Raw genomic sequence first — 19,287 nt, 5'->3', positions numbered from 1 at the left:
ACGTCAGAGACTCACGGTCGCGCGTAGCGATTGCAGCACCTCGGCAAGAAGATCCCGCAGCGGCCGGGTCTCGCCCGGCCGCGTCCACAGGCGGATCGCCGTCTCAAGCACGAGGATGCCAGCGCCCGCGGCGAGGAGCGCGGTGTCCAGGTCGACGCCCCGCGCCTGGAGCCCGGCGGCGACGGCCTTGGTGAGAGACGCCTGCTTGCCGAGTTCCCGTTCCTGCAGCTCCGGGTTGGCGTTGACGATCTCGTGGCGGCGGGCCACCGCGAGGCGCATGCCCTCGAACGTCGCTTCGCCGACAACCTGCAGGGCGCGCACGACGGCGTCGAGTGGCGGGACGGACGCGTGGCAGGCGGTGATCTCGGCGACGATCCGTACCTGAAACTCTGAGCCCAAGCCGAAGAGCACCTCGCGCTTGTCGGCGAAGTGATTGAAGAACGTCCGCTGCGTCAGGCCGGCCCGCTGGGCGATCTCGGCCACCGTCGTGCGCTCGAAGCCTTGCTCTTCGAACAGGTCGAACGCGGCCGCCTGCAGGCGCTCGAACCCGTCTGGTTTCCATCTCGGCATGCCACAAGGATAGGTCATTGCATGATGTGCAGTCACGAGTGCTACGCTGATTTCACAAGATGCAATCACCCTAGCGGTCTACAGGAGTTGCAAGATGCGTGTCTTCGTCACCGGCGCGTCCAGTCATGTCGCCAGCGAGGTCGTCCCCGAGTTGCTGGCTGCCGGCCACACCGTCACCGGGCTGGCCCGTTCGGATCGCGCGGCACAGGTCGTACGGTCGCTCGGCGCCGACGTGCGGCACGGCGACCTGAATGACCTCGACGGCCTCCGCGCGGCCGCCGCCGAGTCCGACGGCGTCATCCATCTGGCCTTTCAGCACGACCAGCAGTACGGGGGAGACCTGGCCGGCGCCGCAGCGGCCGACCTGCGGGCGATCGAGGCCATGGGCGCCGCGCTCAGCGGGTCGAGCCGGCCGTTCGTGGGGACGAACGCGACCGGCGCGCTGACCCTCGCCGGTTTCCACGGGCGGCTCACCGAGCACGACGTGCTGCCCGGCGGCCTGCGGATAGAGGCCGAGAACGTCGTGGTCGCGTTGGCCGAGCAGGACGTGCGAAGCTCGGTCGTCCGACTGCCGCCGACGGTCCACAGCGCGGGCCGGTTCGGTTTGGCCTCGGCTTTGATCGAGCTCGCCCGGGCGAGCGGGCTGGCCGGCTACGTGGGCGACGGCTCCAACGTCTGGCCGTCCGTCCACACCCGCGACGTCGGCCGTCTCTACCGGCTGGCACTGGAGTCCGCAGCCGCCGGCTCCCGGTTGCACGCCGTCGCCGAGGAGGGCATCCCCCTGCGTGACATCGCCGCCGTGATCGGCCGCCACCTGAACGTCCCGGTCGCACCGGTCACCGCCGCCGCCGAGCATTTCGGCCACCTGGCCATGTTCGTCGGCATGGACAACCCCACGTCCAGCAAGATCACCCGCGACACGCTCGGCTGGGCACCGTCCGGCCCCGACCTCCTCGCCGACCTCGGCGACTTCCTGGCCGCGCCGTGATGACCGCCTGGCCCGCGACGCCCTGACCCGGATCGCCGCGGTGGCCGAGCTGCACATCACCGTCCAGCGCCCCGTCGGCATCTTCCGCCGTCCCGTCCCAGTCCGGGTGGTCACCGTCGCCGACCAGGTCCAAGTCCGAAGCTGGCACCGCCGCGACACCGGCCGGTTCGGTGACGCGCTCGCCTCCGTCCACGCCCGCATCCGTGTCCCGGGCGCGCCGGCACCACAGCCCATGCCGAATGCCGCGGCAGGATGCCCGCGCACAACGGGACCGGCTGGAGATGCTCACCGTGCTGTCAACGGGCCCGAGTTGGACCCGGTGCTGCGCGGCGGGGTACTGAAGATCCCGCCGATCCACCCGGTCTATCCCTGGAGCTGCACGGTCCTGACTGTGCGCGCTTGCGCTGGAAGCGCTACGCGATGTGCTCGGTACACGCCGATCAGTGGCAGGAGGCGGGAGCCTGCGGGATGTCCCGGACCCAGTCAGGCGACGAAGTCGAGAAGCACCCCAACGGGCGACACTAGAAGATGGTGAGGCACCGTCACGGACATGTAGTCTATGAATCGTCGCAGTTCAGAGCCGGTATCCGAGCTCCTGCGGTCGGTAAAGTGGAGTACAACTGGCTGCTGGGCGGCGCCGTCAACGTGGGTGAGACGTACGAGGCCGCAGCGGCCCGGGAACTCGCCGAGGAGATCGGTGTCCACACCTCCACACGACTCGTCTTCAAGTATCTCTGCCGCGGAGCGATCAGCCCCTACTGGCTGGGCGTGCACGAGGCCACCATCACCCAGCTGATCACTCCGGATGCTTCGGAGATCGCCTGGCACACCTGGCTCACCGAAGCCGAACTCCGGGACGCGATCCGCAGCCCGACCTTCGTCCCCGACGCCCAGGAAGCCTTCACCCGATACCAGGCTCTGACCGATCCGCCGGCACTCCCCCGAGGCGAGTGACCTTCCGCCCAGGAGACCGCCACGCGATCCGCCCACTGGAATCTCGATTGCTCAGCGAAGGGGGCGACGGCTACCGTCCATCACATGACGTCGTACTGCTTCGCCGCAGGGCAGATCCGCCGCGCCTGAACGCGGCGGCACATCCCGATCATCTCCGCCGCGCCCGTGAGCCCATTCCACTTCAACGGGTATGGAGATCCCCCATGTTCACCCCGCACCGGGAGCTGGACGCGCTCCTGGCCGAGTTCGTCCACGCGGTCCGCGCCATCCTCGGCGACACATTCGTCGGTGCCTACCTGCAGGGCTCCTTCGCACTGGGCGCCGGAGACCTGCACAGCGACTGCGACTTCATCGTTGCCACCACCGTCCTGCCCACCGGGGCCACAGAGGCGGAGCTCCGCCGGCTCCACGACGAGATTCCCACCCGTCCGGGCTTCTGGACCAAGCACCTGGAGGGCTCCTACGCGGACACCACGTCCCTGCGCACCGTCGCCGGGCTCGGAACACCGTGGCTGTTCTGCGACCACGGCCACCGCGAGCTGATCCGGGACGCCCACTGCAACAGCCCGCACACCCGCTGGATCCTCAGGAACCACGGAATCACCCTCGCCGGCCCCCCGGTCACCGACCTCGTCGACCCAGTGCCACCCCAGGCCCTGCGCCAATCGATGCACGAGATGCTGCCGGGCCTCATGGAAGACCTGCGGACCTGGGCCAACTTCGACATGGCCTGGAGTCAGCGCTACGCCGTCACCACCTACTGCCGGGCACTGTTCACCCTGCACACCGGCGAGGTCGCCTCCAAGCGCGGCGCACTCGAATGGGCGCGCGAAACCCTCGACCCGCGCTGGCGCCCCCTGCTCACCCAGGTGATCCAGGACCGCGAGCTGGGCTGGGACCCGACCGACCCGCCACGACCAGGCAGCCTCGAAGCAATGTACGCCTTCGGTGTCTACGCGGAGTCTTTCGCCGGCTGAACCGAGCCCACGCCCGCTTCCGGTACCCCGTCGAACGAGGCGTGGCCACCTTCAAGCGCCGGCGGGTCTTCCGTCACCCCCGCTGCAGCCCGAGCCGGCTTACGTCAGCGGCCAAGGCCGTCCTCACCCTGGAGCAGCAAGGCCGAAAAGGCTCAGGGAACTGATAATCCGTCAATTACATGTCAGGAAGGATAGATGAGTGAACCAAGCGGCGGACAGGGAATGGTCAGCGTGCTGACGCCAGGGCGCTCGACGAAGGCGCGGGCGGCGATGGCCTGGCGGCGCTGGGACTCCAGGTCGTCCGCCCGCCAGGCGTCCCGCCGCACGCGGGCGTCGTCCCGGTTGTAGGAGACGGCGCTGACGGAGGCGTTGCCGGCGGCGCGGCTGATGTCCGCCTTCATGATGGCGCGTTGGAGCACGGTCTGCGTGGCGGCGAGGTCGATCCGGGTGATCAGGACCCCAGGGGTATTCGGCACCCGGGTCGGTATGGGGGCTATGGGGAGCGAGGCAGGATCTCGGCCGCCGCGCCCGAGGGACGGCTCTGTACTCGGGAACGGGCGTCCCCTTGCAGCTCAGCGAGCGTTGTCCGTGCCGGCGCCCGGCTGGCTCGCACGAGCCCGCTGCTGGTTTTGGTCCGGACCCGGTCTTGATGGGTCAGCGGGCGAGGGAGACAGCGAAGGGCTTGAAGCCGTGTCGGCGCAGGATGTGGGGAACCACGAGGATCATGGCCTCGGTGGCGCGGGCTGTGGTGATGCCGCCGAGGTCCTCGATCCATGCGGGCTGCCAGCCCAGGTCGCCGAGCAGGCCGGTGACGGTCTTCTTCGCGTTCTGGTCGTCGCCCGAGAGATAGGCGGTCGGTGGGACGGCCAGGGTTTCGGGAGCGGTCATGACCATGAACAACATGGTGTTGAGGGTCTTGACCACATGGGTGTCGGGGAGCGCGGCCTGGAGCTTCTCGGCGAGGCTGCTGCCGGGGTAGCACAGGTCGCCGGGCAGGCCGTCGTCGGTGTCGCGGATGGCGTTGGAAACGTCGACGAGGAGTTTTCCGGAGAGCTCGGTGCGCAGGCCGGCCAGGCGGTCCAGGGAGATGTCGCCGGGCGTCGCGTTGATCACGATGTCCGCGGTGCGGGCGGCGGTGCGCTGGTCGGCGAAGGCGATCTGCGGGGCGATGCCGGCGGCAAGGACTGCGGTCTCTTCCGGGTTCCGGACACCGAGGGTGACACGGTGTCCGGCCGCGGCGAGCTTGCCGGCGAGGTTGGCGCCGACGCGGCCGGCGCCCAGGATGCCGATGCTGGTCATGAGGTGATGCTCCTTGCGGTATCGGGTGGGTGGGGCGGAGGTGTCCGGTCAGGCGATGGTCGACAGGACCTTGAGGGCGGCGGTGTGGATGCCGGGGGCGGCGGCCAGGAAGTCGCGGCTGCCGGTGTGCCAGGGTTCGCCTGCCAGGTCGGTGACGGTGCCGCCGGCCTCGGAGACCAGCAGGGCGCCGGCGACCAGGCCGGAGCGGACGTCGGAGAACTGCCAGAAGGCGTCCGTGCGTCCGGCGGCGACGTGGATGAGCTGCATCGTGGCGGGCACGGACACGCGCACGACCAGGCCGTTGATGAGCATGGCGGTGACCGAGTCGCCGATCCGCCGGAAGGTGCGCACGTCCTCGCCGGGCCTGGCCTGGCCGGTGCCGATGAGCGCGGCGCCCAGATCGGTCTTGGCGGACACGTTCAGGGGCCGGCCGTTGAGGCGGGCGCCGCCGCCGGCGACGGCGGTGTAGGTGTCGCCGGTCAGCGGCAGGTGGACGACGGTGAGGACCGGCTGGTTGTCGCGGACCAGGGTGGCGGTGACGGCCCAGTCCTCCATGCCGTGGACGTGGTTGATGTTGCCCTCGGCGGGGTCGACGACCCACCACTCCCCGGGCGGGAGCGCACCGCCGGCCAGCTCGTCCTCGGCCCACCGCGATCCGGGCCGGGACCGCAGCAGCGGCTCCCGCAGCACGTCCAGCACCGCGTCGTCGTTGGCGTGGATCTCGGCGACGACCTCGTCCAGACTCACGCCCCGGGCGTGCGAGGTGTGGCGGTCGCGCAGCGTGAGGCCTGCGGTCCTCACCGCGGCGGTCACCTCGGGCAGCAGCGTCGTGTCGGCGGCGAAAGGCATGGCTGTGCTCATGGCGGGCTCCCTGCGTTCGATGTGTGCGGGCGGCTTGTCTCGCGCCTGCACTTCGAAGGTAGGACCCCCGGTCATTAACAACAAGTGCATGCTATTCACTTATAGAGTTACTGGCATGCAATTGGATCTGAACCTGCTCACGGCCCTGGACGCACTGCTGGAAGAGGGCAGCGTCGCCGGCGCCGCAGCACGCCTCCACGTCACCGCACCGGCGATGAGCCGCTCCCTGGGCCGCATCCGCAAGGCCACCGGCGACCAGATCCTGGTCCGCACCGGCCGCAGCATGGTCCCCACCACCCGCGCACTGGCCATGCGCGCCCAGGTCCACGCCCTCGTACAGCAGGCCCACCAACTCCTGTCCGCACAGCAAGAACTCGACCTGGCAGCTCTGGACCGGGTGTTCACCGTGCGCTGGCACGACGCCCTGACCGCCGCCTGCGGCACCGCCCTGATCACCGCCGTCCACCGCCAGGCCCCCGGCGTCCGGCTGCGCCTGTCGGCCGAACCCGGGACGGACGACGCCGAGCTGCGCCGGGGTGAGGTCGACCTCGAATCGAGCGCCGGCGCCCCGACGCTCCCGGACATCCGCCACCGCCTGGTCGGCAGCGACCGGCTGGTCGTCGCCGTCCGACCAGGCCACCCCCTCACCGAAGGTCCGCTGAGCATCGAGCGCTACGCAGCCGCCGAACACCTCACCGTTTCGCGACGCGGAAGCCTGCGCGACCCGATCGACGACGCCCTGACCACCCGCGGCCTCGAACGACGCGTCGTCGCCGCCGGGCCCACCACCGCCTTCGCCCTGCAACTCGTCCTCGACACCGACCTGGTCGTCACCCTCCCCGACGCGGTCACCCGCGCAGCCCGGGAACAACTCGGCCTCGCCACACTGCCGCCGCCACTCCCGCTGCCCGAGGTCCCCCTGTACCTGCTGTGGCACCAGCGCTACGACGACGACCGCGCCCACACCTGGCTGCGAGACCTGGCCACCGAAACCGTCCAGGCACTATTCGCACCACCGACCGCCCCTCAACAGCCCCTCACCAACCGGACCGGGCAGTGACGGATACGCCCGGGGAAAGGCCTCCGGCAGCCGACTCCCGCTCTTGTGAACACACAACCGGAGTGCGGCGACCGACACTCGGCGGGGTGTGGCCGTCCGCGGGGGATGCAGGCCCACTGCGCGCATACCGCGAGGGTTGACGGACCGCTGCCCCACTGGGCTGACGACCGCACCTCCCGTTGCCCGGCACTATGTCCATGCACTCGCCGGAAGGCGGCCGAGTGAACAACTCATCGGCCCGGGGCGGGCGTCGGCGGCAGCTCGTGAGCCGGCCGGCCGTTCGTGCCCAGCCTTGCCGGATCGAGTGAACAGCCGCACCGCAACCCAGAGATGGAAGGAACCGATCCATGGATCTGCGCAAGCGCATGACCACACTCGCGGTCACCACCACCCTCGCAGGACTCGCCACCCTGGGCCTGACCGTTCCCGCTCAGGCGGCCGACGCCGGTCCCGTCGCCGACATGTCCTCGGAGTGGGTCGCCGTGCCCACGAGCGACGCCGACGGGACCGTGAGCACCGGCGCCGCCACGCCGTTCGCTCAGACCGTCGGGACGCCGAACCTCCCCAAGGGCTGCGCATCGCCCGACCTGTGGAAGCCGTACCCGCGCAAGATCGGCCGGGACTGGTACGTGGAGGCCGGCGGCCGGCTCTACGACTGCGGCCTCACCCACCTGTCGCTGGAGCTGCAGAAGAACGGCCACCAGGTCGACAAGAAGACCGCCACGCGCAAGGGTGACATCAACCCCAGGTACAAGTGCCGCAACTTCAGCAGGAGCAACTACACGATCGTGGCCACCTGGACGAAGCCGAAGCCGCAGTACCCCGGATTCGAGATCATCCAGAAGTGGGTCAGCCGGAGCCCGGAGCATCTGAACTGCGGCTGACGAACGCGCCGGACGCCCTGCGGCAACGAGTACGGAGGTCGTTGCCGCAGGGACCGGTCCGAACGTCGAACGCGCCCAGGCCGAGCTGCGCGTCCTCCTCGTCCGAGACTCCGAGACTCCGAGACTCCGCACCGCGGGCGGGCCTATCCCGGGAGGGCGCGCCGCGGGGTGATCAGGCCGCTCTCGTAGGCGAGGACGACGGCCTGGGCGCGGCTGGAGATGCCCACCTTGGTCATGATGCGGTTGAGGTGGGTCTTCACCGTGCCGACGGTAACCGCCAGTTCGTCGGCGATCTCGGAGTTGCCGAGGCCCGCGCCGACGAGTTGCAGCACGTCGAGTTCGCGCGCGGTGAGCGGATCCAACTCCGTTGGTGCGTCGGCTTCCTGGCCGATCCGGTGGGCGTACGCCTCGATCAGGCGGCAGGTGACGCTGGGGGCGAAGAGCATGTCGCCGCCGGCGACGACCTCGATCGCGGTGAGCAGCCGCTCCGGCGGGGTCTCCTTGAGCAGGAAGCCGCTGGCGCCGACCCGCAGGGCCCCGTAGACGTACTCGTCGAGGTCGAACGTGGTCAGGACGAGGACTCTGGGCAACGGATCCACGGCCTGCGCGAGGATCCGTTCGGTGGCGGTGATGCCGTCGACGTCCGGCATCCGGATGTCCATCAGGACCACGTCGGGTCGTAATCGGGCCGCGAGCGCGATGGCCTGTTCCCCGTCGGCGGCCTGTCCGCACACGTCGAGGCCGGGCGCCGCGTGGATCAGGGCGGCCAGGCCGGCCCGCACCAGGATCTGGTCGTCCACCACGAGCACGGTGGTCATGCGCCGGTCTCCCCCTACCCGCGATCGGGGCCGCCCCCCGCGGACCCGGCGCCCGGTCCCGGCAGGGTGAACACCACCTCGAACCCCCCGTCGGGCAGCGAGCCCGCACGCAACATACCACCGTGCGCCTCGACCCGTTCGCGCATGCCGATGAGCCCGTGACCGCCGCTGACGCCGGGCGGGACGGGCGCGCCATTGCGGGCCGTCGGGCCGCCGTCGCGGACGCCGACCGACAGCCGGCCGGGCCGGTAGTCCAGGGACAGTCGCACGTCGGCCGGGCCGGCGTGCTTGAGCACGTTGGTGAGCGCCTCCTGCACGACCCGGTAGGCGCCGAGGTCCGGGCCGGGTGCGAGCGGGTACGGCTCGCCGGCCACCGTCAGCTCGACCGTCAGCCCGGCCGCCTCGACCCGCTCGATCAGCGCCGGCAACCGGGCCAGCCCCGGCGCGGGCTCCTCCGGCTGCCCGCTCCCGCCGTCCGGTTGCTCGGGCGGCACCCGCAGGACGTGGAGGAGTCCGCGCATCTCCTCCAGGGCCTCCCGGCTGCTGCCCGCAATCGTGTCGAGCGCCGAGCGCGCCGTAGTGGGATCGCTCTCGAACACGTAGCCCGCCAGACCGGCCTGCACCGCGACGACCGAGATGTGATGGGCAATCACATCGTGCAGCTCGCGGGCGATCCGCAGCCGTTCCTCGGTCAGCGCGTGTCGCATCCTGGCGGCCTGCTCGTGCTGCAACCGCAAGGTCAGCGCGGCGAGTTGGAGGTTCCGCTCGCCCAGGATCCGCAACGTCAGACCGAACGCCCAGGCCGTCCCGACCCCGAGCACCACCTGGGCGAGCGCCACGTCCGGGGAGACCACCTTCGTGGCCATCGCGCTGCACAGCCAGACGGGCGCCGCGAAACAGGCGCCGGCCACCGAGGTGCGGGTCGGACGCCGGGCGGCGAGGGTGAAGACGGCGAACAGCGGCGCCCAGATGTTGGCCGACGGCTGGTACCCGCCGACGGTGTAGGCCAGGAGCGCCGCGCACGAGACCAGCAGGACACCCACCGGGGCGAGCCGGCGGACGGCCAGCGGCAGGTTGACCACCAGGCAGAGGGCGGCGGCGGTCCGGTCGAACGGCGGCCAGCCCGGCGGGTGGTACTGGTAGGCGAAGGACAGCGTGGCGGCGGCCAGGATCAGGGCCAGCAGCGCGTCGATGACGCACCGGTGCGTCTCGGTCAGCCACGCCGGCCGCCCCGGAGGCCCCGGGAGCCCCTTGACCGGGGACGGGGGCACGTCTGTCTGCATCCGGGCAGCCTAACGACACTGCCATGGGCGGGGGTTGACGGCACGGGCTCGGCCCGCAGGGGAAGTCCCAAGGTGCGGGCTGGAGCACACGCTCCTGCAGGGCGAAGACGTGATCGTCGGCCGGGGCGGCCGTCGGGGGCGGGGCGGTTACCAGGGCAGCGGGCCTTCGGCGTCGGTGTAGGTGCCGGTGGGGCCGTCCGGGGTGAGGCCGGCCATGCGGACGATGATCTCGGCACCCTGTTCGACGGTCTGGATGCCGGTGTTGCCGTTGAGGTCGGTCTTGGTGAAGCCGGGCTCGACGGCGTTGATGCGCATGTTCGGGAACGCCTTGGCGTACTGCACGGTGATCATGTTGACGGCGGCCTTGGAGGCCGGGTAGACGACGCCGGGGTACGCGTAGGCGGGGGTGCCGGCGGTGGTGACGCGGGTGAGCGAGGCCAGGCCGCTGCTGAGGTTCACGATCACGGGGGCGGCGGAGCGCTGCAGCAGCGGGAGGAACGCATGGGTGACGCGTACCGTGCCGAAGACGTTGGTTTCGAACGTGCTCCGCATCAGGTCGGCGGTGACGTCCGCCGCACCGATGATGCCGTTGTCCTCGGCCCGCTCCTCCACGCCGGCGTTGTTGACCAGCACGTCCAGGCCGCCGCCGGCCTCGACGGTCCTCGCCGCTGCGGCGACCGAGGCGTCGTCGGTGATGTCGATGACGACCGGCCGCGCGCCCAACCGCTCGGCGGCGCGACGCCCGCGCTCGGGGTCCCGGCTGCCGATGTACACGGTGTGGCCTGCGGCGATGAGTCGACGGGCGGTCTCGAACCCGAGCCCCTTGTTCGCTCCGGTGATCAGTGTCGTGGTCATGCCTCCACGATGCTGCGCGGCGATGCCGTCAGCCAGGCGTCCGGCCTTCCTGGGACTACCGGTACCAGGCACCCGCGGGCGGGACGGTGCACAGTGGTGGCATGGCGACCACGGAGTTCGGGCGGACGGTGCGGCGCTGGCGTGACCGGGTCCCGCCGGAGGCGGCCGGCCTGCCGGCGGGCGGCCATCGGCGCGCGGCCGGACTGCGCCGGGAGGAGCTGGCGCTGCTGGCCGGGATCTCGGTCGACTACGTCACCCGCCTCGAACAGGGCCGGGCGGCCAACCCGTCGGAGCAGGTCGTCGAGGCGCTGGGGCGGGCGCTGCGACTGAACGCGGAGGAACGTGAGCATCTGTTCCGGGTCGCCGGGCTGGTAGCACCGGGACGCGGCACGGTGCCCGCCTACATCACGGCCAGCGTGCAACGGATGCTGGACCGGCTGACCGGCGCACCCGTCGCGGTCTACGACGCGGCGTGGACGCTGCTGCTGGCCAATCCGCTCTACACCGCGCTGATGGGTGAACAGCACGGCAAGGAGCGCAACGGGGCGTGGCGGAACTTCCTCGGCTCGGGCAGCCGGGTCCGCCACACGCCGGAGTCCCGGCGGGCGTTGGAGACCGCGGTCGTCTCCGACCTGCGGGCGGCGGCGAGCCGCTACCCGGCGGATCTGCGACTGCGGCGTCTGATCGCCGATCTGCGCGGCAACAGCGAGCGGTTCGCCGAGCTGTGGGACTCCGGCGCGGTGGGACACCAGGAGGCCTCGCGCAAGACCATCGACCACCCGCAGGTCGGACCGCTGACGCTGGACTGCGACGTGCTCAGCGTCGCGGGCAGCGATCTGCGGATCATGGTCTACACGGCCGAACCCGGCGCCGAGGACGCCGAACGGCTGGCGCTGCTGGCGGTGATCGGCACGCAGGCACTGGTCAAGGTCGCCGGCGAGGGCGTCGGGTGAAACCTGACACCGGCGCCGGGCCCGACCGCCGTGGCGTCGGCGCTCAGCACCACCGGCTTGCCCGCCCCGGCCCCGAGGGCACCGACGTCCAGCACGCGCAGGCCGGGCGCGGGCTCCAGCGCCCACCGCGCCGCGACCTGCGCGTCGTCCGGACGGTGCTCGGCGTACGCGACCGGGTACCCCCCGTCCGCACCGCCGGCGTCCTACTGCTCGACGCGGACCTTGTCGGCCTGCATGCCCTTCTGGCCCTGAACGGCTTCGAAGGAGACCTTCTGGCCCTCCATCAAGGACTTGAAGCCCTGCCCCTCGATGGCCCTGAAGTGCACGAAGAGGTCCGGACCGGACTCAGGGCTGATGAAGCCGTAGCCCTTCTCCTCGTTGAACCACTTCACGGTGCCGTTCTGACGGTCGGCCATGTCTTCTCCTTGTCGCACGCGGATCGCCTTGCCCCGCGATCCTCTCACGCAGAGCGCGTCCGCAAACACGAACGGTAGTTGGGCCATCCGGGTCGCGCCGTGACGGCACCGGCCGCGGCAGTAGCATGCCCGGTCATGACGGATGATCAGCGGGAAGTGGAACTGGCAGGCGGGGGCGTCAACCGGGTCTTCCGGGTGGGGGCCACCGTTCGGCGCCCGTCGGGGCCGTGGACGGCGACGGTGCACGCCCTCCTCGATCACGTCCACCGGCGCGGCTTCGCCGGTGCTCCGTGCGCCCACGGGCTGGACCCCCAGGGGCGCGAGGTCCTCGACTTCATCCCGGGCGACGTCGGGCACCGGCCACTGACCGATGACGCCCTCGTCGCCGTCGGCGCCCTGCTGCGCGAATTCCACGACGCCACCGCGGACTTCACCCCGCCGCCGGACGCCACCTGGTTCCTGCCCGCGCGGGAACCCGCCGAGGTGGTCTGCCACGGCGACGTCGCCCCCTACAACTGCGTCTTCCGGGACGGCCGGCCCGTCGCGCTCATCGACTTCGACACCGCCCACCCCGGCCCCCGCGTCTGGGACTTCGCCTACGCCGCCTACCGCTTCGCACCCCTCACCGATCCGGCCAACCCCGACTTCCACCTGCCCCTCGAAGACCAGGCCCGACGGCTGCGCGTCCTGGCCGACGCCTACCGCCTGAGCCCGGACGACCGCGAGGCGGTGACCGACACGGCCCGCCTCCGTCTCGACCACCTCGTCCGCCTCATGCACGACCAGGCCGCCGCCGGGAACGCCGCCTTCGCCGGACACATCGCCGCCGGTCACGACCGCCTCTACCAGCGGGACGCCGCCCACATCGCCCGCCACGGCGCCTACCTGACCGCCGCGCTCCGACCGTAGGCGACCGGCGTTGACCGAACGTCTACGCGTGACTGGTCCCGTAGGGGCACCAACCCCTTCGAGGTCCTGGAGGACCACCATGATCACGCGTGTACTGGTCGGCATGGCCGCGGCCGCCCTGGTCGCCCTCGGCACCGGCGCGGCGACGTCGGCAACCGCTTCCGGCGGGTCCCCGTCCAACTGGCACTGGGTCAACGGCGTCGGCCACGACACCCACGTGACCGCGGGCGGCTGGCTCGACAAGCCGCGCGAGCACGACATGTAGGCCATCGGGCCCGCCCCACCGGCCCCCTGTCACCGGTGGGGCGCTTTCTGGTCACCGCCCCCGCACGAATCGCCGAAATCCACCGGCCAGAGGGGAGCATTCCGGCGGCCCCTCCGATCGGCGGGAGCAGTCCCAGGCAGCACACAGACGATGTCAAACCGTTACCAAGGGGCCTCCCGAGTGTCCGTTTTGCCCGTTGCGCCGGTGCTGTAATGGCCATGCCTCCTCCAAGGATTGGCAAAGTCAGCACGGCAAGAATGCACATCCCCGACGTCTCGACGGCAATTCCCCGCACTCCTGGAAATCCGCGAACGAAGGCGATCGCGAAAGAACGCACTGGAGTTCAGGAATGATGGCTACGAGACTTTCCGCTCTCGGTCGGTGGTCCGCCACCGCCGTGGCCGCCGCCGTCGTGGCGGGGACGGCCGCCGGGTGTTCCGGCGTCGTCGACCGCGGACTCGCCGGCCCAGCCCCGTCCGCGGCCGACACAACCAGTCCCACCCCGTCGGTGGCCGGGACCACCAGTCCCACCACGACCGCCGCCGCCGACCCCGCGAACCCCGCGACCTGGCGCCTGCCGATGGAGGCCCACCTGCCGACCGACGAGGAGTCCCGGCGATTCGGCCGGGCGATGACCACCCTCGTCGGCGACTGCATGCGCAAGGCCGGCCACGCCTACTCGGCGCCGCCGGAACTGCCGAGGCTCGGCCCCAAGACCCTCACCGACTGGCGCTACGGCATCCACGACGCCGCCCTGTCGGCCGAGCGCGGCTACCACCCGGACGCGGCGGAGCAGGCCGCCTACGACGCGGCGATCGCGAAGGGCCTCGCGGCCGGCACCACGGGCGCCGCCGCCGAGGCGGAGCAGGCGTGCGGCGTGCAGAGCAAGCAGCGTCTGGGCGGCGGCGACCGCACCTGGGGCGCGCTCGCCCAGACGCTCGGCAACGACGCCTTCATGCGCTCCAAGCGCGAGCCGGAGGTCGTGGCCGCGTTCGGGGCCTGGTCCTCGTGCATGAAGGGGCGCGGCTTCGTCTACAAGGAGCCCCTCGACGCGAGCGACGACCGCCGCTTCAAGGGCACGGACGTGTCGCGGACCGAGATCGACACCGCGCTCGCCGACCTCGCCTGCCGCGCCCGCAGCAACGTCGCGAAGGTCTGGTTCGACGCCGAGGTCCGGCTCCAGGAGCAGGCGCTCGAGCAGCGGGTGCCCGCGCTCCAGACGGAGCGCCGCGAACTGGACGCGGCGCTGCGCAAGAGCGCGGACGTCCTCGCCGGCCGCTGACGCCCTACGTGCGCTCCGGGTCCCACTCCGGGTGTTCGCGGGCGGCCCACCTCCGGTCGACCAGGCCGGTGCGCATGCCGAGGCGGGCCTCGGGGTCACGGACGGCCATGCGGATGTGGCCGATCGTGACGACGGCGATCGCGGCGGCCAGCCAGTCGTGGACGAAGGTCGCGCCGGTGCGCCAGGACGGCGGGGAGAGGTGGGTCAGCCACATCAGCAGGCCGGTGCCGACGATGACGAGGATCGCGCCGAGGGTCCACTGGGCGTAGAGCTTCTGGCCCGCGTTGAACTTGCCGGCCGGGCGGTCGGGCGCGCGGGAGCGCAGGGCGCGCAGCCAGGCCCAGTCGGTCGGGGTGAAGCGGCTCAGGCGGGACAGGTCGGCGCGCAGGGCGCGGGAGGCGAGGCCGAGGAGCAGCGGGACGGGCAGGGCGAGGCCGCACCACACGTGGATCGTCACCACCAGCCGTCGCCTGCCGACGAGTTCGGCCAGGGGCGGCACGTACAGGAACGCGGCCGTGGTGAGGCAGACCAGCATCAGGGCGGCCGTGACGCGGTGGACCCAGCGTTCGGCGCGGGTGAAGCGGCGCAGGAGGTCAGGAGGTCGGTGCATCGTCACGTCCGTTCGAGCGGCCGACCCAGGCGTCGACGTCGTAGCCGTTCTCTTCCCAGTAGCCGGGTTGCACCGCGTCGGTGACGGTGATGCCGGAGAGCCACTTCGCGGACTTGTAGAAGTACATCGGCGCGACGTAGAGCCGGGCCGGGCCGCCGTGGGAGTGGGAGATCGGGGCGTCCTGCATGCGCAGGGCGACGAGGACGTCGTCGCGACGGGCCTGGTCGAGGGAGAGGCTCTCGGTGTAGGCGCCGTCGAAGCAGCTGAACCGCACGGCCCGCGCGCCGGGCCGCACGCCGGCCGCGTCGAGCAGGTGCGACAGCGGGACGCCCTCGAAGGGGGTGTCCGGCACGCGCCAGCCGGTCACGCACTGCACGTCGTGGACGATCCGGCGCTGGGGCATCGCCTGGAGTTCGGCGAGGCGGAAGGTGCCGGGGCGGTCGACGAGGCCGTCGACGCTCAGGGTGTACGTCTCGGCGGTCCGCTCGGGGACGGAGGCGGTGATCGAGTAGTACCGGAAGCCGCCGCCCCCGGGGAGGAGCCCGGTCAGGCCGGTCGGGTCCTTGCCGGCCACGGTGTCCTGGGCCTTCTGCAGGTACGGCCCGGCGGCGACGCCGACCGCGCCGAGGCCGAGCAGCCCGAGCACGACCCGGCGGCCGACCGGGGTGCCCTTCCCGTTGTGCGCTGTACTGTCCACGCCGCCGATTCGACCAGGTCCGCCCCCGTCTTGACCAGGGGCGCAGCCCGGTCGTCAGGGTTTCGTCACATCCGGGCTCAGCAGGTCTTGCGGACGTTGCCCGCCTTGCCCTGCGGCAGCACGTTCTTGTCCCGGCGGACGATGCTCAGCTTGTCGCCCCAGCCCTTGCAGGCCTTCGACAGGCCCTTGTCGGTGTACTCGATGACGTAGACGTGGTCGCCGAAGGCGTCGACGTAGCCGTTGCACTCGTCCTGCTCGCCGCACTCCTCGGCGACGGCGAAGTCCAGCCCGACCTTCTGGCGGTCGCCGGCCAGCTCGACGGTGTTCTTCTGGCCGATCGCGAGCTTCTTCTCGTGCGCGTGGGCGGCGATCACCGTCTGGAACGCCTCGACGTCGGCCGCGGTGAGCAGGTTGTCGGAGCGGGTGTAGCTGTCGTAGTTGTCCGGCTCGACGGCGTTGAAGCCCTTGGCCGCGCACTCGTCGATCCAGCCGTTCACCTTCGCCGCGATGCGCCGGCGCTTGGCGTCGGTGCGGACGTCGAGGAGGGCCTCGTTCCAGTTCGTGTCGTAGACGACCTTGCCGCCGCCGTCGCGGAGCAGCAGGTCCGGCTCCCAGTCCTTCTCGGCGCCGGACTGGGCCTGGAAGGCGTTGACGTAGCAGATGTTGTACAGCCCGGCGGCCGGCGCCGCGCCGTGGTCGCGGCTGACCACCTGCACCCCGGCCGGGGGCTGGTAGGGCGAGGAGATCTGGTAGTCGAAGCCCGTGTGCTCGGGCGGCAGGGTGACGCTGGTGGGCGGCGGCAGGGACGGGCCGGTGGCGGGGGCCGTGGTCGCGCTGTCCGAGTCGGAGTCGTCCCCGCCGTCGGACGAGGAGCTGCACGACGACAGCACGAGCGCGGCCGCGGCCGAGACGGCCAGCGCCGCGGCGACCCGGCGACGGACAGGGCTGATGGACATCGTCGGTCTCCAAGGGGGTGGTGGCACTGAGGCTCACCTTACCGGGCAGTGGATCACCCCCGGCCCCGCACGGGGGCCCGGGACCGAATCCCAATGAACGCTTAATGCTCCGTTCACGCCCGATCAATCGGCGCGGCAGGCCCGGAATCCGTCCCACAAGTCTGGGATAGGAACGGCCACGGCCGCCGCCGCAGAATGACGGTGCACGTCAAACCCCTTGAGAAGGAGCCCAGTTGATGAAGCGCTTGCACCGCTCCCTGGTCGTCGGCGGCTTCGCCGCGGCCGTCGTGCTCTCGGGCGTCGGCGCCGCCCAGGCGGCAGAGGCCGCGCCGGCGGGCACGCACGCGGCGGCCCTCGCCGGCGCCGCCGACTGCGACGTCGAGTTCACCGTCACCTACTACCACTACCGCGAGAACGGGTACTCCCACGGCGGGGCGCTGCGCCGCGCCAACAAGGCGTACGCCAAGTGCATGGCGAGCTGATCGGCTGATCCGCCGGCCCGTCGGTGCCCGGACCATCGGGGGTGGGCACCGGCGGGAGGCGGGGCCGGGGGCCGGGGGGCACCCGATTGGTGCGCCCTCTGATAACGCTCCGGAGATGGCTGGGGACCTGCGCCGGCCCACGGCCGCGTGACGCGGCGGTGACCGTGGACGGCCAGGGTCGTTGGCCGGGCATGACCATTTCCAAGCGCATCACCGCCGCCGCCTTCCTCTCCGCGGTCGCCGTCTCCATGGGCGGTCCGGCCTTCGCCGCCGAGCACGCCGGGGCCGCCGGGCACCCCGCACACGTCCGGCACACCGAGCCGCCCGTCACCGCCCTGCAGTGTGAGGAGGGTGGCGGCTGGGTGGCCACCGACATCCGCGAGCGCCGGGAGTTCTGCCTCGGCGGGGAGTTCAACGACCGCTACGTCGTCTGGATCTGACCCACGGGTGAGGGCGGAGCGCCCCGGGCGACCGGGGTGCTCCGCCGTGTCACGCCGCCGGGCCGTAGGCGCCGAAGCCGCGGCAGACCAGGCCGTCGCGGAAGGTCAGGACCTCGGCGACGGCCTGGCCGCGCTCGTTGCGGTAGTTGATGACGAGGGTGTCGACCGAGGCGCGGACGTCCTCGACGGTGAAGTGTAGGTCCGGCAGGTGGTCCAGGCCCTTGGCCCAGTAGGCGCGCAGGGCGTCCTTGCCGCGCACCTCGCCGGACGGGTCGCCGATGACCTCCAGGATCCTGGGAGAGGCGAAGACGACGTCCTCGGTGTAGTGGGCGAGGATGCGCTCCAGGTCGCGGGAGTTCCAGGCGGCGGCCCAGTCCTGGGCGAAGCGGGTGGCGAATTCGAGGTCCATGGCCCCGGACGGTACGACAACCACGCTGCGGTCGCGCGCAATTCCACGATCCGGTCACCACACCACGGGCAGGTGCGACGGGCTGCGCGTCGTGCCGCCGAGCTGCCAGTCGATCGGTGCGCCGGGGTCGGCGAGGCGCAGACCGGGGAGGGCGGTGGCCAGGCGGTGGAGCGCCTCGCACATCTCCAGGCGGATCCGCCAGGCGCCCAGGCAGTAGTGCGGGCCGGCGCTGAAGGCGAGGGTGGGGGCGGCGAGCGGGGCGGCGAGGTCGGCGTCGAGGCCCCCGTCCGGGAAGACGGCGCCGTCGCGGTTGGCGCTGTTGAGGCTGACGGCGACCACCGCGCCGGCCGGGATCGGCACCCCGCCGAGCTCGACCGCCTCGACGGCGCGCCGGGTCGTGGCGTCGTCGTCGCCGAGGGGGATGTGGTGCAGGAGCCGCTCGGTGGCGCGTTCGGCGACGGCGGGGTCGGCGAGGCGGGGCCAGCAGGCGGGGCGGTCGCCGAGGAGGTGGACGAAGGCGTTGCCGAGGGCGCCGGTGATGCTCTCGTTGCCGCTGCCCGCCAGGCCGCAGACCAGGTAGACGAGCCAGGTCTCGGGGATGCCGCCGTCCTCGTCGGCGGCGCGGACCAGGCTGCTGACCAGGTCGTCGCCGGGTGCGCGGCGCCGCCGGGCGATCAAATCGGCGGCGTAGGAGGTGAATTCGTCCATTACGGAGTCGTTCCGCTGATCGCCCTCGGCCAGGAGGGCCAGGGACCAGCGGTGCAGCCGGGTCTCGTCGACGCCCTCCAGGGCCATCAGCCGACTGGTGACGGCGAACGGCACGGGCCGGGTGAAGGCGGCGACCAGGTCGGCCGGCGACCCGCCCGCCGCCTGGTCGTCCACCGCGCGTTGGACGGCCTCGGCGACCCACGGACGCCAGGATTCGACGGCGCGCGGGGTGAAGGCGCGCTGGACGGTGAGGCGCAGCCGGCGGTGGTCGGCGCCGTTCAGGTTGAAGATCGACGCCGGGTTGCCGGTCGCCTCGGCGGTGCGGCCGTCGCTGCCGACGGCGTTCAGGTCGTCGCGGGTGAAGCGCGGGTCGCTCAGCACCTTGCGGACGTCGTGGTAGCGGGTGACCAGCCAGGCGGGGGTGCCGTCGGCGAGGGTGGTCGGCCGGGGCGGCAGGGCGGGGGCGAAGGTGAGCCGGTGGAGCGGGGGGAGGGCGGGGCCAGTGGCGGTGGAAGTGATGGGAGCCTCCAGGTCCGGGTTTCTCCCAAATATGACGTACACGGAGATTCGGGGCCATTGACGCGCGGCGACGGCGCGCCCGCTCCGCACCC

General features: G+C 71.7%; 25 protein-coding genes. 12 read left to right on the top strand and 13 right to left on the bottom strand.

Annotated features, from left to right (window positions below):
- Window positions 1–3: 3 nt before the first annotated feature.
- Complete coding sequence (locus ACFVU9_RS11815) at window positions 4–570, bottom strand: TetR/AcrR family transcriptional regulator (protein ID WP_387592483.1); 567 nt, start codon at window positions 568–570, stop codon at window positions 4–6.
- Between the two features lie 94 nt (window positions 571–664).
- On the opposite strand from ACFVU9_RS11815, the gene ACFVU9_RS11810 reads away from it, so the two are divergent.
- From ACFVU9_RS11810 to ACFVU9_RS11795, 4 genes are all read left to right on the top strand, one after another.
- Window positions 665–1,558 (top strand): SDR family oxidoreductase, encoded by an 894-nt coding sequence (locus ACFVU9_RS11810; protein ID WP_387592480.1) that lies wholly within the window; start codon window positions 665–667, stop codon window positions 1,556–1,558.
- Between the two features lie 7 nt (window positions 1,559–1,565).
- On the top strand, window positions 1,566–2,093 hold the full coding sequence (locus ACFVU9_RS11805) for a DUF2255 family protein (protein ID WP_387592705.1): 528 nt from the start codon (window positions 1,566–1,568) through the stop codon (window positions 2,091–2,093).
- A gap of 74 nt (window positions 2,094–2,167) precedes the next feature.
- Window positions 2,168–2,512 carry an NUDIX domain-containing protein gene (locus tag ACFVU9_RS11800; protein ID WP_387592478.1) on the top strand — a complete coding sequence of 115 codons (345 nt, stop codon included), beginning with the start codon at window positions 2,168–2,170 and terminating at the stop codon, window positions 2,510–2,512.
- A gap of 203 nt (window positions 2,513–2,715) precedes the next feature.
- The gene (locus ACFVU9_RS11795) at window positions 2,716–3,489 is read left to right on the top strand and encodes an aminoglycoside adenylyltransferase domain-containing protein (RefSeq protein WP_387592475.1); all 774 of its coding nucleotides are present in this window, start codon (window positions 2,716–2,718) and stop codon (window positions 3,487–3,489) included.
- A 182-nt stretch (window positions 3,490–3,671) separates the two neighbouring features.
- Here ACFVU9_RS11795 and ACFVU9_RS11790 read toward each other — a convergent pair whose 3' ends face one another.
- The 3 genes from ACFVU9_RS11790 to ACFVU9_RS11780 all read right to left on the bottom strand — a co-directional run bounded on the left by ACFVU9_RS11790 (window position 3,672) and on the right by ACFVU9_RS11780 (window position 5,649).
- A complete protein-coding gene (locus tag ACFVU9_RS11790) occupies window positions 3,672–3,965 on the bottom strand; it encodes a hypothetical protein (protein WP_380435318.1) in 294 nt (97 codons plus the stop codon).
- Between the two features lie 178 nt (window positions 3,966–4,143).
- Entirely contained in the window at window positions 4,144–4,788 is a 645-nt protein-coding gene (locus tag ACFVU9_RS11785) for an NADPH-dependent F420 reductase (RefSeq protein ID WP_387592472.1), read from the bottom strand.
- 48 nt (window positions 4,789–4,836) lie between these two features.
- Window positions 4,837–5,649: an inositol monophosphatase family protein gene (locus ACFVU9_RS11780; RefSeq protein ID WP_387592469.1), complete on the bottom strand. Its 813-nt coding sequence runs from the start codon at window positions 5,647–5,649 to the stop codon at window positions 4,837–4,839.
- Window positions 5,650–5,764: 115 nt separating this feature from the next.
- Between ACFVU9_RS11780 and ACFVU9_RS11775 the strand changes: the two genes are divergently transcribed.
- Together ACFVU9_RS11775 and ACFVU9_RS11770 are read left to right on the top strand one after the other, a co-directional pair.
- The gene (locus ACFVU9_RS11775; protein ID WP_387592466.1) at window positions 5,765–6,709 is read left to right on the top strand and encodes a LysR family transcriptional regulator; all 945 of its coding nucleotides are present in this window, start codon (window positions 5,765–5,767) and stop codon (window positions 6,707–6,709) included.
- A 347-nt stretch (window positions 6,710–7,056) separates the two neighbouring features.
- A complete protein-coding gene (locus ACFVU9_RS11770; protein WP_387592463.1) occupies window positions 7,057–7,593 on the top strand; it encodes a hypothetical protein in 537 nt (178 codons plus the stop codon).
- 143 nt (window positions 7,594–7,736) lie between these two features.
- On the opposite strand, the gene ACFVU9_RS11765 is transcribed toward ACFVU9_RS11770, so the two are convergent.
- The 3 genes from ACFVU9_RS11765 to ACFVU9_RS11755 all read right to left on the bottom strand — a co-directional run bounded on the left by ACFVU9_RS11765 (window position 7,737) and on the right by ACFVU9_RS11755 (window position 10,549).
- Window positions 7,737–8,411: a response regulator gene (locus ACFVU9_RS11765; protein ID WP_387592460.1), complete on the bottom strand. Its 675-nt coding sequence runs from the start codon at window positions 8,409–8,411 to the stop codon at window positions 7,737–7,739.
- 14 nt (window positions 8,412–8,425) lie between these two features.
- A complete protein-coding gene (locus ACFVU9_RS11760; RefSeq protein ID WP_387592457.1) occupies window positions 8,426–9,694 on the bottom strand; it encodes a sensor histidine kinase in 1,269 nt (422 codons plus the stop codon).
- 147 nt (window positions 9,695–9,841) lie between these two features.
- Entirely contained in the window at window positions 9,842–10,549 is a 708-nt protein-coding gene (locus ACFVU9_RS11755; RefSeq protein ID WP_387592454.1) for an SDR family NAD(P)-dependent oxidoreductase, read from the bottom strand.
- A gap of 101 nt (window positions 10,550–10,650) precedes the next feature.
- On the opposite strand from ACFVU9_RS11755, the gene ACFVU9_RS11750 reads away from it, so the two are divergent.
- Window positions 10,651–11,502, top strand: coding sequence for a helix-turn-helix transcriptional regulator (locus tag ACFVU9_RS11750; RefSeq protein WP_387592452.1), 852 nt, complete (start codon window positions 10,651–10,653; stop codon window positions 11,500–11,502).
- A 203-nt stretch (window positions 11,503–11,705) separates the two neighbouring features.
- On the opposite strand, the gene ACFVU9_RS11745 is transcribed toward ACFVU9_RS11750, so the two are convergent.
- The gene (locus ACFVU9_RS11745; RefSeq protein WP_380435309.1) at window positions 11,706–11,918 is read right to left on the bottom strand and encodes a cold-shock protein; all 213 of its coding nucleotides are present in this window, start codon (window positions 11,916–11,918) and stop codon (window positions 11,706–11,708) included.
- Window positions 11,919–12,053: 135 nt separating this feature from the next.
- On the opposite strand from ACFVU9_RS11745, the gene ACFVU9_RS11740 reads away from it, so the two are divergent.
- From ACFVU9_RS11740 to ACFVU9_RS11730, 3 genes are all read left to right on the top strand, one after another.
- Window positions 12,054–12,827 (top strand): phosphotransferase enzyme family protein, encoded by a 774-nt coding sequence (locus ACFVU9_RS11740; protein ID WP_387592449.1) that lies wholly within the window; start codon window positions 12,054–12,056, stop codon window positions 12,825–12,827.
- 79 nt (window positions 12,828–12,906) lie between these two features.
- A complete protein-coding gene (locus ACFVU9_RS11735) occupies window positions 12,907–13,092 on the top strand; it encodes a hypothetical protein (RefSeq protein ID WP_380435307.1) in 186 nt (61 codons plus the stop codon).
- Window positions 13,093–13,489: 397 nt separating this feature from the next.
- Window positions 13,490–14,374 carry a hypothetical protein gene (locus ACFVU9_RS11730; RefSeq protein ID WP_387592446.1) on the top strand — a complete coding sequence of 295 codons (885 nt, stop codon included), beginning with the start codon at window positions 13,490–13,492 and terminating at the stop codon, window positions 14,372–14,374.
- A gap of 4 nt (window positions 14,375–14,378) precedes the next feature.
- On the opposite strand, the gene ACFVU9_RS11725 is transcribed toward ACFVU9_RS11730, so the two are convergent.
- The 3 genes from ACFVU9_RS11725 to ACFVU9_RS11715 form a co-directional block, all read right to left on the bottom strand.
- Window positions 14,379–14,984, bottom strand: a complete 606-nt coding sequence (locus ACFVU9_RS11725; protein WP_387592444.1) for a cytochrome b/b6 domain-containing protein — start codon at window positions 14,982–14,984, stop codon at window positions 14,379–14,381.
- On the bottom strand, window positions 14,968–15,681 hold the full coding sequence (locus tag ACFVU9_RS11720) for a molybdopterin-dependent oxidoreductase (protein WP_387592441.1): 714 nt from the start codon (window positions 15,679–15,681) through the stop codon (window positions 14,968–14,970). The genes ACFVU9_RS11725 and ACFVU9_RS11720 overlap by 17 nt, the downstream gene beginning before the upstream one ends.
- Before the next feature lie 77 nt (window positions 15,682–15,758).
- Window positions 15,759–16,637 (bottom strand): endo alpha-1,4 polygalactosaminidase, encoded by an 879-nt coding sequence (locus ACFVU9_RS11715; RefSeq protein WP_387592438.1) that lies wholly within the window; start codon window positions 16,635–16,637, stop codon window positions 15,759–15,761.
- A 236-nt stretch (window positions 16,638–16,873) separates the two neighbouring features.
- Here ACFVU9_RS11715 and ACFVU9_RS11710 point away from each other — a divergent pair, with 236 nt between their 5' ends.
- Entirely contained in the window at window positions 16,874–17,119 is a 246-nt protein-coding gene (locus tag ACFVU9_RS11710; RefSeq protein ID WP_387592435.1) for a hypothetical protein, read from the top strand.
- Between the two features lie 191 nt (window positions 17,120–17,310).
- Window positions 17,311–17,559 carry a hypothetical protein gene (locus tag ACFVU9_RS11705; protein WP_387592433.1) on the top strand — a complete coding sequence of 83 codons (249 nt, stop codon included), beginning with the start codon at window positions 17,311–17,313 and terminating at the stop codon, window positions 17,557–17,559.
- A 49-nt stretch (window positions 17,560–17,608) separates the two neighbouring features.
- On the opposite strand, the gene ACFVU9_RS11700 is transcribed toward ACFVU9_RS11705, so the two are convergent.
- Entirely contained in the window at window positions 17,609–17,968 is a 360-nt protein-coding gene (locus ACFVU9_RS11700; RefSeq protein WP_387592430.1) for a nuclear transport factor 2 family protein, read from the bottom strand.
- Between the two features lie 54 nt (window positions 17,969–18,022).
- Window positions 18,023–19,285 (bottom strand): cytochrome P450, encoded by a 1,263-nt coding sequence (locus ACFVU9_RS11695; protein WP_387592427.1) that lies wholly within the window; start codon window positions 19,283–19,285, stop codon window positions 18,023–18,025.
- Window positions 19,286–19,287: the final 2 nt, after the last annotated feature.

The sequence above is a fragment of the Kitasatospora sp. NPDC057936 genome, from assembly GCF_042887525.1.
Taxonomy (GTDB): domain Bacteria; phylum Actinomycetota; class Actinomycetes; order Streptomycetales; family Streptomycetaceae; genus Kitasatospora.
This window is presented reverse-complemented; position numbering and strand designations above follow the sequence as displayed.

What these genes read in the sequence shown, in the direction of transcription:
- ACFVU9_RS11815 (WP_387592483.1), bottom strand. Translation starts at nt 570, where the DNA reads ATGCCGAGATGGAAACCAGACGGGTTCGAGCGCCTGCAGGCGGCCGCG.
- ACFVU9_RS11810 (WP_387592480.1), top strand. Translation starts at nt 665, where the DNA reads ATGCGTGTCTTCGTCACCGGCGCGTCCAGTCATGTCGCCAGCGAGGTC.
- ACFVU9_RS11795 (WP_387592475.1), top strand. Translation starts at nt 2,716, where the DNA reads ATGTTCACCCCGCACCGGGAGCTGGACGCGCTCCTGGCCGAGTTCGTC.
- ACFVU9_RS11785 (WP_387592472.1), bottom strand. Translation starts at nt 4,788, where the DNA reads ATGACCAGCATCGGCATCCTGGGCGCCGGCCGCGTCGGCGCCAACCTC.
- ACFVU9_RS11780 (WP_387592469.1), bottom strand. Translation starts at nt 5,649, where the DNA reads ATGAGCACAGCCATGCCTTTCGCCGCCGACACGACGCTGCTGCCCGAG.
- ACFVU9_RS11775 (WP_387592466.1), top strand. Translation starts at nt 5,765, where the DNA reads ATGCAATTGGATCTGAACCTGCTCACGGCCCTGGACGCACTGCTGGAA.
- ACFVU9_RS11770 (WP_387592463.1), top strand. Translation starts at nt 7,057, where the DNA reads ATGGATCTGCGCAAGCGCATGACCACACTCGCGGTCACCACCACCCTC.
- ACFVU9_RS11765 (WP_387592460.1), bottom strand. Translation starts at nt 8,411, where the DNA reads ATGACCACCGTGCTCGTGGTGGACGACCAGATCCTGGTGCGGGCCGGC.
- ACFVU9_RS11760 (WP_387592457.1), bottom strand. Translation starts at nt 9,694, where the DNA reads ATGCAGACAGACGTGCCCCCGTCCCCGGTCAAGGGGCTCCCGGGGCCT.
- ACFVU9_RS11755 (WP_387592454.1), bottom strand. Translation starts at nt 10,549, where the DNA reads ATGACCACGACACTGATCACCGGAGCGAACAAGGGGCTCGGGTTCGAG.
- ACFVU9_RS11750 (WP_387592452.1), top strand. Translation starts at nt 10,651, where the DNA reads ATGGCGACCACGGAGTTCGGGCGGACGGTGCGGCGCTGGCGTGACCGG.
- ACFVU9_RS11745 (WP_380435309.1), bottom strand. Translation starts at nt 11,918, where the DNA reads ATGGCCGACCGTCAGAACGGCACCGTGAAGTGGTTCAACGAGGAGAAG.
- ACFVU9_RS11740 (WP_387592449.1), top strand. Translation starts at nt 12,054, where the DNA reads ATGACGGATGATCAGCGGGAAGTGGAACTGGCAGGCGGGGGCGTCAAC.
- ACFVU9_RS11735 (WP_380435307.1), top strand. Translation starts at nt 12,907, where the DNA reads ATGATCACGCGTGTACTGGTCGGCATGGCCGCGGCCGCCCTGGTCGCC.
- ACFVU9_RS11725 (WP_387592444.1), bottom strand. Translation starts at nt 14,984, where the DNA reads ATGCACCGACCTCCTGACCTCCTGCGCCGCTTCACCCGCGCCGAACGC.
- ACFVU9_RS11715 (WP_387592438.1), bottom strand. Translation starts at nt 16,637, where the DNA reads ATGTCCATCAGCCCTGTCCGTCGCCGGGTCGCCGCGGCGCTGGCCGTC.
- ACFVU9_RS11710 (WP_387592435.1), top strand. Translation starts at nt 16,874, where the DNA reads ATGAAGCGCTTGCACCGCTCCCTGGTCGTCGGCGGCTTCGCCGCGGCC.
- ACFVU9_RS11705 (WP_387592433.1), top strand. Translation starts at nt 17,311, where the DNA reads ATGACCATTTCCAAGCGCATCACCGCCGCCGCCTTCCTCTCCGCGGTC.
- ACFVU9_RS11700 (WP_387592430.1), bottom strand. Translation starts at nt 17,968, where the DNA reads ATGGACCTCGAATTCGCCACCCGCTTCGCCCAGGACTGGGCCGCCGCC.